At 71.4% G+C, this 12,845-nt stretch carries 12 protein-coding genes; 9 read left to right on the forward strand and 3 right to left on the reverse strand.

From position 1 onward, the window contains the following. The first annotated feature begins 92 nt into the window (after nt 1-92). On the forward strand, nt 93-569 hold the full coding sequence (gene soxR / locus ACWGR4_RS13540) for a redox-sensitive transcriptional activator SoxR (RefSeq protein ID WP_201260865.1): 477 nt from the start codon (nt 93-95) through the stop codon (nt 567-569). 50 nt (nt 570-619) lie between these two features. Here soxR and ACWGR4_RS13545 read toward each other — a convergent pair whose 3' ends face one another. Beyond that, the gene (locus ACWGR4_RS13545) at nt 620-1,891 is read right to left on the reverse strand and encodes a hypothetical protein (protein WP_452128958.1); all 1,272 of its coding nucleotides are present in this window, start codon (nt 1,889-1,891) and stop codon (nt 620-622) included. Nucleotides 1,892-2,201: 310 nt separating this feature from the next. Here ACWGR4_RS13545 and ACWGR4_RS13550 point away from each other — a divergent pair, with 310 nt between their 5' ends. Together ACWGR4_RS13550 and ACWGR4_RS13555 are read left to right on the forward strand one after the other, a co-directional pair. Then, on the forward strand, nt 2,202-2,942 hold the full coding sequence (locus ACWGR4_RS13550; protein ID WP_452128957.1) for a YoaK family protein: 741 nt from the start codon (nt 2,202-2,204) through the stop codon (nt 2,940-2,942). Between the two features lie 258 nt (nt 2,943-3,200). Beyond that, entirely contained in the window at nt 3,201-4,868 is a 1,668-nt protein-coding gene (locus tag ACWGR4_RS13555; RefSeq protein WP_452128956.1) for an ABC-F family ATP-binding cassette domain-containing protein, read from the forward strand. Between the two features lie 33 nt (nt 4,869-4,901). On the opposite strand, the gene ACWGR4_RS13560 is transcribed toward ACWGR4_RS13555, so the two are convergent. Then, nucleotides 4,902-5,399 carry a pyridoxamine 5'-phosphate oxidase family protein gene (locus tag ACWGR4_RS13560; protein WP_380002790.1) on the reverse strand — a complete coding sequence of 166 codons (498 nt, stop codon included), beginning with the start codon at nt 5,397-5,399 and terminating at the stop codon, nt 4,902-4,904. A gap of 65 nt (nt 5,400-5,464) precedes the next feature. Here ACWGR4_RS13560 and ACWGR4_RS13565 point away from each other — a divergent pair, with 65 nt between their 5' ends. The 3 genes from ACWGR4_RS13565 (at nt 5,465) to ACWGR4_RS13575 (ending at nt 10,134) form a co-directional block, all read left to right on the forward strand. Next, nucleotides 5,465-6,451 carry a helix-turn-helix transcriptional regulator gene (locus ACWGR4_RS13565; protein WP_452128955.1) on the forward strand — a complete coding sequence of 329 codons (987 nt, stop codon included), beginning with the start codon at nt 5,465-5,467 and terminating at the stop codon, nt 6,449-6,451. A gap of 337 nt (nt 6,452-6,788) precedes the next feature. After that, entirely contained in the window at nt 6,789-7,547 is a 759-nt protein-coding gene (locus tag ACWGR4_RS13570) for an ABC transporter ATP-binding protein (protein ID WP_078977113.1), read from the forward strand. Between the two features lie 22 nt (nt 7,548-7,569). Further along, nucleotides 7,570-10,134: an ABC transporter permease gene (locus ACWGR4_RS13575; protein WP_452128954.1), complete on the forward strand. Its 2,565-nt coding sequence runs from the start codon at nt 7,570-7,572 to the stop codon at nt 10,132-10,134. Between the two features lie 134 nt (nt 10,135-10,268). Here ACWGR4_RS13575 and nfi read toward each other — a convergent pair whose 3' ends face one another. Beyond that, the gene (gene nfi / locus ACWGR4_RS13580; RefSeq protein ID WP_380002786.1) at nt 10,269-10,979 is read right to left on the reverse strand and encodes a deoxyribonuclease V; all 711 of its coding nucleotides are present in this window, start codon (nt 10,977-10,979) and stop codon (nt 10,269-10,271) included. 115 nt (nt 10,980-11,094) lie between these two features. Between nfi and ACWGR4_RS13585 the strand changes: the two genes are divergently transcribed. The 3 genes from ACWGR4_RS13585 (at nt 11,095) to ACWGR4_RS13595 (ending at nt 12,826) form a co-directional block, all read left to right on the forward strand. Further along, nucleotides 11,095-11,712, forward strand: a complete 618-nt coding sequence (locus tag ACWGR4_RS13585) for a hypothetical protein (RefSeq protein ID WP_452128953.1) — start codon at nt 11,095-11,097, stop codon at nt 11,710-11,712. A gap of 135 nt (nt 11,713-11,847) precedes the next feature. Then, entirely contained in the window at nt 11,848-12,351 is a 504-nt protein-coding gene (locus ACWGR4_RS13590; protein ID WP_452128952.1) for a hypothetical protein, read from the forward strand. A gap of 91 nt (nt 12,352-12,442) precedes the next feature. Further along, nucleotides 12,443-12,826, forward strand: a complete 384-nt coding sequence (locus tag ACWGR4_RS13595) for a BlaI/MecI/CopY family transcriptional regulator (RefSeq protein WP_201260864.1) — start codon at nt 12,443-12,445, stop codon at nt 12,824-12,826. Nucleotides 12,827-12,845 lie beyond the last annotated feature (19 nt).

Consider the following 12,845-nt stretch of genomic DNA (forward strand, 5'->3'; position numbering starts at 1 on the left):
TGCCCCTCTACACTGCAAGTTCAAGTGCACTTCAGGTCAAGCGACCGGGAGGCGCATCGCACGGAAACTTCGGACGAGACCTGGGAGACGGTGTGCTCACCGGAACGGACCTGTTGACGGTCGGGCAGATGACCGCGCGCAGCGGATTCGCGGCATCCGCGCTGCGCTACTACGAGGCCGAGGGCCTGATCACCGCGAGCCGCACGACGGGCGGGCAACGCCGGTACGAGCGGCACATCCTGCGCCGGCTGGCGTTCATTCGCGCGGCGCAGAACATCGGCCTGTCGCTGGAGGAGATCCGGTCGGCGCTGAGCAATCTCCCGGAGGGCCGCACCCCCACCCCCGCCGACTGGGCCAAGATCAGCCGAGCCTGGCGCGGTCGTCTGGAGGAGGAGATCGAGGCCCTGGTACGGCTGCGCGACGGCCTGGAGCAGTGCATCGGCTGCGGGTGCCTGTCGATGAAGCGCTGCCGGATCTCCAACCCCGACGACCAGGCCGCCCGCTACGGCTCCGGCGCGGTGACCCTGCCGGAGCTGCTGCGCGAGGACCGGCGCCACCCCCACGGCTGACGCCGACCGGGCGGGGTGACACCCAGGCCCGGCCGGCGGTCGGTCGGTCGTCAGTAGCGGTCGCGCACCACCGCGGCCTTTCGCGCGCCGGCCGCACCCGGCGCGGCCGGGGCCGCGGGCACCGGGGGCGCCCCGAGCGCCGCCCAGTCCGGCTTGGCGCCGACGTCGAAGGTGCGCAACTTCGCCAGCACCGCCGGATCCTGCGCGTCGAGCCAGTCCACCAGGTCGTGGAAGCTCACGCACCTGGTCTCGGGGCGGGCGCAGGCCGTGCGCATCGCGCGTTCGACGGCCTTCATGTAGATGCCGCCGTTCCACCCCTCGAAGTGGTTGCCGATCAGCAGCGGCGCCCGGTTGCCGGTGTACGCGCGGTCGAAGCCCGCCATGTAGCTCGCGTACGCCTGGTCCTCCCACTCGCCGAACTTCGCCGGGTCGCCCTTGACCGTGCGCGACTGGTTGAACATCACGTTGTAGTCCATCGACAGGACCTCGAACCCCCGCCCCGGCAGCGGGATCTGCTGGAGCGGCAGGTCCCACACCCCGTTCACCTTGGCCGGCCACACCTGCCGCCCGCCGGGCGAACTGGCGTCGTAGCGGAAGCCGAGCGAGGGCGCCGCCGCGAGCAGAGCCTTCTGTCCCTCCAGGCACGGCGCCCGGCCGCCGATGAGTTCCTTGTCGTAGTCGAACGGCAGCGCCGGCAGGTCGTTCCAGCCGGTGTTGGTCTTCCAGTTCTTCACGAACGCGCGCGACTGCTCCGTTTCGGCGCGCCAGTCCTCGGCCGACCACGAACCGCCGCCGGTGGGACCACAGAAGTGTCCGTTGAAGTGGGTGCCGATCTCGTGGCCCTCCCGCCACGCGGCGCCGAGTTGCTCCAGCGTCATCCGCAGGTGGGCGTCGTCGAGGTAGCCGATGTCGGAGGCGCCGATCGGCTTGTGCGGCGGCTGATACCTGGCCTTCCTGGCCTCGGGCAGCACGTACACCCCGGACAGGAACAGCGTCATCCTGGCGTTGCTCTCCTTGGCCACCTGGCGGAAGCGGGAGAACAACTTCTTGTCGTCCTCGCCGGCGCCGTCCCAGGAGAAGACCACGAACTGCGGCGGGGTCGCGCCGGGGGCCAGCTTCTCCGGCCTGGGCCGGTTGGGCTGCTCGCCGGTGTTCGAGGTCGAGCCGTCGCCGATCAGGGTCGCCGGGGCCTGGGCGGCCGATCCCTGGGGAGGTTTGGCGGGTGCGGCGGCCTTCTGTTCGGGATCGCTCCCGTGATCGCGGGCGAAGACGACGAAGCCGATGGCGGCGACCACCGCGACGACAAGGACGAGGACGGCCATGTGGCGGGATGATCGCACGAATGCCCCAAATGATTGGAAATATAGGGAAATCGACAGCAGGCTAGATCGACCGCCGACCGGTTCGTCGACTCGCCCCACCGAGCGGCCGGCCGGCACCACCACATGGAATGAACGGGTACGGCCACTCGGCCGCAGTGTGAGCGGCCGCACGGCAGCCGAAGGTGTCACGGGTCCCGAACCGGCAATGGATAGCCTCGGGCCGGTGGTTCGCCTCGGCATGGGGCGGGGCCGCCCGGGGTCCGGTCGCCGGGCCCGAACCGAGAACCGGCCCATCCCGGAGGGGACATCGATGCGCGAGACGCTTCGGGACGCCAAACACACGCTGCTGCCGCCGCACGGCGACCCACACGCCCCGCTGCCGCCGCTGCTGATCGTGCTCACCGTGGTCACCGGCCTGGTGGACGCGCTCAGCTATCTCGAACTGGGTCGGGTGTTCGTCGCGAACATGACCGGCAACGTGGTCTTCACCGGCTTCGCCCTGGCCGGCGCCCCCGGCCTGTCGGTGGCCGCCTCGCTCGCCGCGCTCGGCGCGTTCCTGGTCGGTGCGGCCGGCGGCGGCCGACTCGGCGTGGTCTTCGGCGCGCGCCGTGTGCGCCTGCTGTGGGTGGGCGCCTCGGTACAGGCCGCCCTGCTCGCCGCGGCCCTGATCGCCGCCGCCGCGGTGCACGGCCTGGGCACCGGCGAGCGCTACACCCTGATCCTGCTGCTCGGCCTGGCCATGGGCCTACAGAACGCGGTGGCCCGCCGGCTGGCCGTCCCGGACCTGACCACCACCGTGTTGTCCCAGACACTGACCGGCCTGGCCGCCGACATCGGCCGGCTCGGCGGCACCGGATCCCGGGCCGGCCGCCGGCTGCTCTCCGCGATCGCGATGGCACTGGGCGCGTTCACCGGCGCGATACTCGTCCTGCGCGTGCACGTACTGATCGCGTTCGCCGCGCCGCTCGCCCTGCTGATCGGCACCGCCGCCGTCGCCTACCGGTTCGACCTGCGGGAACGGCGCGACCGAAATGCCGACGAAATCGTTTGAGGTCCGCGACGCACCCGAGGTAGCCTTGCCGGGTCACATTGTCGTCCGTCTGGATGGTCCGTTGCGCATCTGAGGTCAGGACATCGCGCCGCTTGAGCCCTTTCGTGCTCGCGGTCGCGTTCTCGACCTCGGTGTGGCCGTCCCGGACGACTTTTCCGTCGACTCTTTCGTTGTCGACCGTCTCGTCCCGGTGCTTCCCGATCCCGCCGCGCGGTGTCCCACGCGATCCGTACATCACCGCGTCCCGGGAGAATCCGCATGTCCATTCCGACCGCACCCGCGATCGTCTGCTCCGCCCTGTCCTTCGCCTGGCCCGACGGCACCCCCGTGTGCACCGACCTGGATCTGTCCATCGGCGGCGGGCGCACCGGCCTGGTCGGCGTCAACGGCGCGGGCAAATCCACCCTGCTCAAGCTGATCGCGGGCGAACTGCGCCCCACCGCCGGATCGATCGCCCTCGCCGGCGACCTCGGCTACCTGCCGCAACACCTCCCGCTGGACGCCGACCGGCGCGTCGACGACGTGCTCGGCATCGCCGACACGCGGGCCGCGCTGCACGCGATCGAGGCCGGCGACGCCGACGTCCGGCACTTCGACACCATCGGCGACGACTGGGACGTCGAGGAACGCGCGCGGGCCCAACTCGACCGGCTCGGGCTGCCACACGTCGACCTCGACCGCACCGTCGGCACCCTGTCCGGCGGCGAGTCGGTGCTGCTCGGGCTGGCCGCGCTGCTGCTGCGCCGACCGGAGATCCTGCTCCTGGACGAGCCGACCAACAACCTCGACGCGTCCGCGCGCGAGCGGCTGTACGACGCGGTGAGCCGGTACCCGGGGGTGCTCGTCGTGGTCAGCCACGACCGGGTGCTGCTCGATCTGGTCGACCGGATCGTCGAGGTGTTGCCGGACCGGGCCCGTACCCACAGCGGCAACCTCAGCTCCTACCTGGACATCCTGGAGCAGGAGCGGGAGACCGCCGAGCGGCTGGTCCGGGTCGCCCAGACCGACGTGCGCAAGCAAAAGCGCGAGTTGGCCGAGGCCCAGATCCGGCTGGCCCGCCGACAGCGCACCGGCCGCAAGGCCCAACTGGAGGGCGGCATCCCCAAGATCGTGGCCGGCAACCTCAAACGCGGCGCGGAGGTCTCCGCCGGCAAGCTCAGGGGCACCCACGAGGGCCGCCTCGACGACGCCAGGAGCCGGTTGTCCGAGGCCAGGGACGCGGTCCGCGAGGACAAGGAGATCCGGATCGAACTGCCCGAGACCGAGGTACCGGCCGGCCGCACGGTGCTCACCGCCGAGGGCCTGAACACCGCGGACGCGCTCTACGGCCCGCACGGCGTGGACCTGATCGTGCGCGGCCCGGAACGCATCGCCCTGGTCGGCGACAACGGTTCGGGCAAGACCACCCTGCTCCGCCTGCTCACCGGCGCGGAGCAACCCGCCGCGGGCACGGTCCGGATCAACGTCGAGGGGGTGCGCCACCTGCCCCAGCGGCTGGACATCCTCGACGAGGACGCCACCGTCCTGGCCAACGTGCGCCGCTTCGCGCCCGAGGCCACCGACGCGGAACTGCGCGGCCGGCTGGCCCGCTTCCTCTTCCGGGGCAACCGCCCGGAGCAGCGGGTGGGCACACTGTCCGGCGGCGAACGGTTTCGCGCCGTCCTGGCCGCCCTGCTGTCCGCCGACCCGCCGCCGCACCTGCTGATCCTCGACGAGCCGACGAACAACCTGGACCTGGCGTCGGTGCGCCAACTCGAACAGGCCCTGGGCGCCTATCGCGGCGCACTGGTCGTGGTCAGCCACGACCGCCCGTTCCTGGACGGGATCGGGATCACCCGGGAGCTGACCCTGCGCCGCGGCGAGGGCTTCGCCGTCCCCGCCCCGGAGGGCGACGCCGAGACCCCGGAGGACGAGCCGATGCAATAGCCCCGGCCGGCGCGCGCGGCCGGGGCCCACCACTCACCCCTCCGCGCGCGCCGACTCCTGGTCGTTGCCCCGCCGCACCCCACGCACCGGCGCGCCCGGGCGCCAGGTCCGAACCACGATCTCCTGCCCGTCGAGCCCGACCGCGCTCACCTCGCCGAGTTCGACCCGGAACAGGTGGAACGGGGTGGGCGCGTTGGTCTCCGCGACGTAGCGCTTCTTCAGCGCCTCGTCGGTCTCCTCGATCGCGCGCCCGCTCACCCGGACGTCGCCGTGCGTCATCTCGGCCCCCTCCCCCGGGTTGGCGAACAGCGCGAACCTCGAATCGCGCAGCAGGTCGCGCGCCTTGAGCGAGCCCGGCATCATGCCGAGCCACATCTGCTCGAACCGGAAGTCGGCCTCCAGACCGGTCAGCCGGGGCGAGCCGTCCCGGCGCAGCGTGCCCAGCACGTGGTGTTTGTACATCCCGAACCGCTCGCGCACCGTCGCCGCGAACTCCGGTTCGGCCTTCTCGAACTCCGCCCAACTCGTCATGACACCCATCGTGGCGCCCCATCCCTGACAACCGTTGGCAGGGATTCCGGGTTAGTTTTCGTGTCATGCGATCCGGTCGACTGGTGGCACTGCTGCTGCACCTGCAGAACCGACCCGGCGGGGCGACCGCCGCCGAGCTGGCCGCCGAGCTGGAGGTGTCGGTACGCACCGTCTACCGCGACGTCGCCGCGCTCCAGTCGTCCGGCGTGCCGCTGTGGACCGAGACCGGTCCGCACGGCGGGATCCGGCTGGTCGAGGGGTGGCGGACCCGGCTGGACGGGCTCACCGGCGACGAGGCCGCCGCGCTGTTCCTGTCCGGCGCGCCGCACGCCGCCGACGCGCTGGGCCTGGACACGGTCCTGGTGGCGGCACAGACCAAGGTGATGGCCACACTGCCCGCCGACCTGCGCACCCGGGCGGGCCGGGTGCGGCAGCGGTTCCACCTGGACGCCCCGGGGTGGTTCGCCCGGGACGAGGACGTCCCGCACCTGGCCGCGGTTGCCGGCGCGGTGTGGACCGGCCGGCGGATCGACGTGCGCTACGCCCGCCGCGACCGCGAGGTGGCCCGCCGGCTCGACCCGCTCGGCCTCGTGCTCAAGGCCGGTGTCTGGTACCTGGTCGCCCGCCATCGCGTCGACATCCGCAGCTATCGGATCTCGCGCGTGGTGGCCGCGAGCATCCGGCCGGAACGCTTCGAGCGGCCCGACGACTTCGATCTGAGCACGTGGTGGACGCACCACAACGACGACTTCGCCCGCTCGCTGATGCGGTTCGCCTGCATGATCCGGGTATCGCCGTTCGGCTTCGCGCAGCTGCCCCGGGTGTTCGGCCCGGCCGTCGCCGCGGACGCGTTCGCCACGGCCGGGCCGCCCGATCCGCAAGGGTGGCGCGAGCTGCGCCTGTGGGCCGAGTCCGAGGAGGTCGCGACCGGTCAACTGGTCATGCTGGGAGTCGACATGGAGGCGGTGTCGCCGCCGAGTCTGCGCCGGGCGGTGGCCGCCGTGGGCGCGAGCATCGCCACGCGCCACGGCCTACCCACGGGTCCCCCGTAAGGTTGACGCGCCCCGTCTTCGGGCGCGCGTCGTGGCGAATGGGACATTCGGGGAACTTCGTGCCGCATGTGGATCGTTGGTACCGCAAGAATCAACGCAACGTGATCACGCGCGTACACACGTACGGTAACTACCCCACCGGTACGGGGCTCCCCTAGGGGCAAGGGTCGCTTGGCGGACCCCGGGTCCTCCCTGCGTAGGACCAGCAGGTCTGTCCTTGGAGAGGATTCGCCGCGACGCCCTCCCCCCTACGGTGATCGAGTGCACTGCAAGAGCGGAGCGCGCCACCCTTCACCTCAACATGGGGGACAGACTCGTGACCACGGCCACGGCTGCCATGACCGACGCGGACTCCAGGGGCACCATCGCCGCCCGCGCGCAGCAGCTCACCAAGGCGTACGGCGAAGGCGAGACCCGAGTCGTCGCTCTCGACAGCGTGGACGTCCAGATCGGTCGCGGCCAGTTCACCGCGATCATGGGCCCCTCGGGCTCCGGCAAGTCGACCCTGATGCACTGCCTCGCCGGCCTCGACACCGCGACCAGCGGCAAGAGCTGGATCGGCGACACGGAGATCACGAGCCTGAAGGACAAGGCGCTCACCAAGCTCCGCCGCGACAACATCGGCTTCATCTTCCAGGCGTTCAACCTGCTTCCGACGCTGACCGCGCTGGAGAACATCACGCTGCCGATGGACATCGCCGGCCGCAAGCCCGACCGGGCCTGGCTGGACAACGTGATCGAGACCGTCGGCCTGCGCGACCGGCTCAAGCACCGGCCGACCGAGCTGTCCGGCGGTCAGCAGCAGCGTGTCGCCTGCGCCCGGGCCCTGGCCAGCCGGCCCGAGATCATCTTCGGTGACGAGCCGACCGGCAACCTGGACTCGCGCTCCGGCGCCGAGGTGCTGGGCTTCCTGCGGCGCAGCGTCAACGAGCTCGGTCAGACCATCGTGATGGTCACCCACGACCCCAACGCGGCGTCCTACGCGGACCGGGTCCTGTTCCTGGCAGACGGTCGAATCGTCGACGAGATGCTGCGTCCCACGTCCGACGCCGTGTTGGAGCGCATGAAGCGCTTCGACGGCGCCCGGACCAGCTGAAACAGGCGGAGAGTCCCCCACCATGTTGAAAGCCACGTTCCGCAGCTTCCTGGCCCACAAGGGCCGAATGGTGCTGTCCGCCCTGGCAGTCCTGCTGTCGGTCGCGTTCGTCTCCGGCACCCTGGTCTTCACCGACACGATCACCAAGACCTTCGACGAGCTGTTCAAGTCCACCGCGTCGGACGTCTCGGTCAAGCCCAAGTCCGAGTTCAGCAAGGACGACCTCGCGCTCACCGGTGAGACGCCCGTCGTCCAGCGGTCGCTGATCGACAAGATCAAGAAGGTCGACGGCGTCAAGGAGGCTCACGGCAGCATCAGCCTCGAGTCGTTCACGATCGTCGACAAGAACAACAAGTCGGTGGGCCCGTCCTCCGGCGCGCCGACCATCGTCACCAACTGGTTCGAGACCGACCGCACGCCGGTCAAGATCACCAGCGGTGCCGCGCCCAAGGGTCCGGACGAGGCGCTGATCGACGCCGACACGGCGAAGAAGAAGCACGTCAAGATCGGTGACCAGCTGCGGGCGATCGGGGCCAACGGCGAGTTCACGTTCAAGGTCAGCGGCATCCTGACCTTCACCGCCACCAACCCCGGCGCCGCGCTGCTCTCGTTCGACGACGCCGTCGCCTCGCAACGCCTGCTCGGCGACCCGAACGCCGTCACCTCGGTATCGGTCTCGGCCGTCGGCGGAGTCGCCGACAAGGACCTCAAGCAGCGGGTGGAGCAGCTGCTCAACGACCCGAAGAACTTCGAGGTCAAGACGGCCGCGGAGACGGCCAAGGAGTCCAACGACCAGCTCGGCGGCTTCCTGAACGTGATGAAGTACGCGATGCTCGGCTTCGCCGGTGTCGCCGTCCTCGTCGGCGTCTTCCTGATCTTCAACACCTTCTCCATGCTGGTCGCCCAGCGCACCCGTGAGCTGGGTCTGATGCGGGCGATCGGGGCGAGTCGGGCGGACGTGAACCGCTCGGTGCTCCTGGAGGCGGTCCTGCTCGGCGTGGTCGGCTCGACGCTCGGCCTGGCGGCGGGCCTGGGTCTGGCCGTCGGTCTCAAGGCGCTGATCAGCGCGGTCGGGATCAACCTCAAGGGCACGTCCCTGGTGATCAAGACCGCCACCCCGATCGTGGCCTACCTGGTCGGCGTGATCGTCACCGTGATCGCCGCGTACGTCCCGGCCCGCCGCGCGGGCAAGGTCGCCCCGATGGCGGCCCTGCGCGAGGCCGGCGCGCCGCCGCAGAAGTCGATCAAGACCCGCTCGGTGATCGGCGCGGTCCTGTTCGGTCTGGGCGCACTCGCGCTGGTCGCCGGAGCCACCTCGTCCAGCGGTGGCCAGGGTGGCGGATTCGTGGGCCTGGGCGTGCTGTTCACGCTGCTCGGCTTCATCGTGCTGGCGCCGCTCCTGGCCCGCACCGTGGTCCCGGCGCTGGCCGCCTGGTACCCGAAGCTGTTCGGCTCGATGGGCCGGCTCAGCCGGGAGAACGCGCTGCGCAACCCGCGGCGTACCGGCGCCACCGCGTCGGCGATCATGATCGGTGTCGCCCTCGTCAGCGGTATGGCGGTCGCGGCCTCGTCGATGTCGGCTTCCTTCGACAAGCAGATCGACAAGTCGCTGGGCTCGGACTACACCATCCAGTCGCTGACCGGGACCTTCCCCGGGAACATCGTCGACGCGGCCCGCAAGACCCCCGGCGTCGGCGAGGTGGTCGCCTCGACCCTGTCCAACGCGGTCATCACCGCGGACGGCAAGTCCAAGAAGGACTTCGTCCTCGGCTCGGACCCGGGCATCGACGGCACGATCAAGACCACCTATCTCCAGGGCACCGGCGACGCGGCCATGTCGGCGGGCAAGGCGGCGATCGGCGAGGACTTCGCCAAGGACCACCACCTGGGCCTGGGCGGCAAGATCGAACTCGCCTTCCCGAACGGGCAGAAGACCACGGTCGAGGTCGGCGCGATCCGCAAGAAGTCCGACGACGTCATCGGCATGGGCGAGACGATCGTGATCCCGAACACGATCATGAAGAAGTTCGTCCCGAACGTGCAGTACCAGAGCGTCAGCATCAACGCGGCCAGTGGTCAGGACGCGACGAAGGTCGGCGCCGCGCTCAAGACCGCGCTCGAACCCTTCCCGCAGGTCAAGGCGCGTGACCAGAGCGACTACAAGGAACTGATCGGCAAGCAGATCGACACGTTCCTGTACCTGATCTACGGTCTGCTCGGCCTGGCGATCATCATCTCGATCCTGGGTGTGATCAACACGCTGGCGCTGTCGGTGGTCGAGCGCACCAGGGAGATCGGTCTGATGCGGGCGATCGGCGCCTCGCGTCGGCAGATCCGCCGGATGATCCGCCTGGAGTCCATGGTGATCGCGGTGTTCGGCGCCCTGGTCGGGCTCGCGCTCGGCATGGCGTGGGGCATCGGCGCCCAGCGCCTGCTGGCCAACCAGGGCCTGGACGTGCTCAAGGTCCCGTGGGGCACGGTCGTCGGGATCGTGATCGCCGCGGCGATCGTCGGCCTGCTGGCCGCGGTGATGCCGGCCTTCCGGGCGGCACGGATGAACGTCCTGCGCGCCATCGCGACGGACTGACCCGGAGGGGCGACCCTCCCGACAGGCAGCCGGCTCCCCATCCTCCCCCCTTGGGGAGCCGGTGACCGAAGAGCCCCCCGCACCGCCTTGCGCAGGCGGTGCGGGGGGCTCTTTTCGCGTCGGCGAGGCGGGGGTCAGGAGCGGGCCTCGGGGTGGGACTTCAGTGCCCGGCGGCAGAGTTGGTCGGCCTGGCGGGTGGTCTCCGGGAGGCGGTAGCGCGGGGTCAGGGCCAGTACGTGCGCGCAGGCCGTGTCCAGGTCGACGCCGTGGCCGATCGACACGAAGACCGGCTTGACCGCGTCGCGGGTGCGCAGCGCGCGCCCGACCACATCACCCTCGTCCACCAGGTCGGCGGCCTCGCCGCGGGCCTGCCCGAGCGGCTCGTACGTCCCGACGAACTGCGTCTTGCCGACCCCGATGGCCGGGATGCCGGTGAGCACGCCGAGGTGGCAGGCCAGGCCGAAGCGGCGCGGATGGGCCAGTCCCTGGCCGTCGCAGAGCAGCAGGTCCGGTGCGGCGTCGAGGCGTTCGAGCGCGGCCAGCAGCGCCGGGATCTCCCGGAAGGCGAACAGGCCCGGGACGTACGGGAAGGTCGCCACGCCGTGCACCACGGAGTGTTCCAGGACGGCGTGCGTGCGGGCGTCCAACACCACGACGGCGGCGGCCAGTTCGTCCGAGTCCTCGGCGTAGGCCACGTCGAGGCCGGCCACCCGCCGCACCTCGCCCGGCTGCGGCCCGGGCCCGATCGTGTCCACCGTCGGCCGCAGCCGATCCTGCACGGCCAGCGCCTCGGCGGCGGTCCGCGGCCACTCCTCGGCCGATGCGATCGCGGAAGAAGTGCTCATCCCGAGAACGTACCGCCGGCTTCGCGGGTGGAACCCCTCGGTGGGCTGTCGCGTCCACTCTGCGGGCGCGTACGACTGCGCGGGTGCGTGCGACCGACGACGAGGGGGCAGGGCGATGACGGTGCGGCGGTGGAGTGTGGGGGCGGTGGTCGCGGCCGGGGTGATGCTCGGGGTGTCGGGGTGTGGTGGATCCGGGGATGATCCGTTCGTGGTGTCGGCGCCCTCGTCGACGGCGCCCCCGTCCACGGCGCCCCCGTCCACGGCGCCGCCGGTGCGGGTGCACGCGACCAGGGTGGACACCGGCACGGTCGCCTTCGAGGTCCGCGCCGCCGGGGGCACCGATGCGGGCGCGCGGACCGTGACCACCCCGTGCGATCGGGTCCTGCTCGCGCTCGACGACGTCACGATCGAGTCCAACGAGGTGACCTGCAAGGCGCCGGGCGGCCCGCCCGGCAACGGGTGGCACGGCCTGTACCGCACGGCGGCCGACGTCCCGCCCGGCGCGGTGACCCAGACGGTGCAGACTCCGCTGGGCGAGGCGGTGTTGTTCACCCAGGAGTACTACGAGGCGACCAACTCGGTACGGCGTTGGCGCGAGCCGGTCGCGATCGTGACCCTGGGCAACCCGCGTTCGCGCAATCATCCGACCCTCGTCGTGCGCGCCGACAAGGGCGGTCTGGACCAGTCCCGGCTGGCCGGCTTCGTCCGCGCCAACCTGCTGCCCCTGGGGTGAGGTCCGCGCTCGGACCGGTGACGCCGAGGGTAAGGAACGCGCTCGGATCGGCATGGTGCACGCCAAGAGCGCGTCAACGCGGGCGCCGGCGGGCCGATTCGGGGCGAGGCTGAAGACGGTCGAGAGGAGGCCGTCATGTTCACCGTGCTGCGTCGGGTCACCGGAATTCGTCGTACCGTCGCGCTCCGCCGGACCGGTGGCCGGGGCGCCGAGGGCGCTCCGCAGGCCGTGGTGGTGCCGATCGTACGCATCGACGCCGCCGCGCTCGCCGCGCTCGGCGCCGCGCGGGACCTGGGCGGACGGGCGATCGCGGTGCATGTGACGCGCCCCGGCGAACGGGCCGTTCGCGACGCGCTGGTGGACGCGTGGGACGCGACCGGGGTGGATGCGCCGCTGAGCGTGGTCTTCGACGAGCGGGACCGGCTCGTCGAGGCGCTGGCGACGTTCGTCCGGGGTCTGCCGGAGCGCCGGGTGGCCGTGTTGGTGCCGGCCGCCGCCGATCCGGCCCGGGTGCACGGCCGGCGGCACGACGTCCTGGTCGAGGCGCTGCGCGCGGAAGGTTGCGCCGTGCTCGTGGCCCGGGCCGAGGCCCCCGCGCCTCCCCTGCCGGTGCGCGACCCGCTGGTCACCGCCGCCTGACGAGCGCCTGGCCGAATTCGGCGACCCTGTTGACCGTATTCGGCGCGCGACTAGGCTTCCGGGGCGTTGTGCCCATTGACCGGAGGCCGAAGTGACCGAGAGCAGAGCAGGCGGAGCGCCCGCGCGACGTGGCCCCGGCGAGTTGGAGTCCGAGATCCTGTCCCTGCTGTGGACGTCGCCCACGGCGATGGGCGCGGCCGCGGTGCAGGCACGGGTCTCCGGCGAGCTGGCGTACACGACGGTGGTGACGATCCTGTCCCGCCTGCACGACAAGGGTGTGCTCCAGCGCACCAGGTCGGGCCGGTCCTACGTGTACGCGCCGGTGTACGACGAGGCCGGGCTCGCCGCGCGGCGGATGCGCCAGGTGCTGGACAAGGAGGGCGACCGGCAGGCGGTGCTCGCCCGATTCGTCTCCGACCTGTCCACCGACGACGAGGCACTGCTGCGTCGCCTGCTGGAGGAGGGCGGCTCCTAGGCGCGCCCGCCGGCTCGTC

Source organism: Embleya sp. NPDC055664 (assembly GCF_053618075.1).

Excerpts from the sequence above, each read along its gene's own strand:
- ACWGR4_RS13570 (WP_078977113.1), top strand. The coding sequence starts at position 6,789 with ATGACCGACGCGGACTCCAGGGGCACCATCGCCGCCCGCGCGCAGCAG.
- ACWGR4_RS13575 (WP_452128954.1), top strand. The coding sequence starts at position 7,570 with ATGTTGAAAGCCACGTTCCGCAGCTTCCTGGCCCACAAGGGCCGAATG.
- ACWGR4_RS13565 (WP_452128955.1), top strand. The coding sequence starts at position 5,465 with ATGCGATCCGGTCGACTGGTGGCACTGCTGCTGCACCTGCAGAACCGA.
- ACWGR4_RS13555 (WP_452128956.1), top strand. The coding sequence starts at position 3,201 with ATGTCCATTCCGACCGCACCCGCGATCGTCTGCTCCGCCCTGTCCTTC.
- ACWGR4_RS13590 (WP_452128952.1), top strand. The coding sequence starts at position 11,848 with ATGTTCACCGTGCTGCGTCGGGTCACCGGAATTCGTCGTACCGTCGCG.
- nfi (WP_380002786.1), bottom strand. The coding sequence starts at position 10,979 with ATGAGCACTTCTTCCGCGATCGCATCGGCCGAGGAGTGGCCGCGGACC.
- ACWGR4_RS13550 (WP_452128957.1), top strand. The coding sequence starts at position 2,202 with ATGCGCGAGACGCTTCGGGACGCCAAACACACGCTGCTGCCGCCGCAC.
- ACWGR4_RS13545 (WP_452128958.1), bottom strand. The coding sequence starts at position 1,891 with ATGGCCGTCCTCGTCCTTGTCGTCGCGGTGGTCGCCGCCATCGGCTTC.
- ACWGR4_RS13585 (WP_452128953.1), top strand. The coding sequence starts at position 11,095 with ATGACGGTGCGGCGGTGGAGTGTGGGGGCGGTGGTCGCGGCCGGGGTG.
- ACWGR4_RS13560 (WP_380002790.1), bottom strand. The coding sequence starts at position 5,399 with ATGACGAGTTGGGCGGAGTTCGAGAAGGCCGAACCGGAGTTCGCGGCG.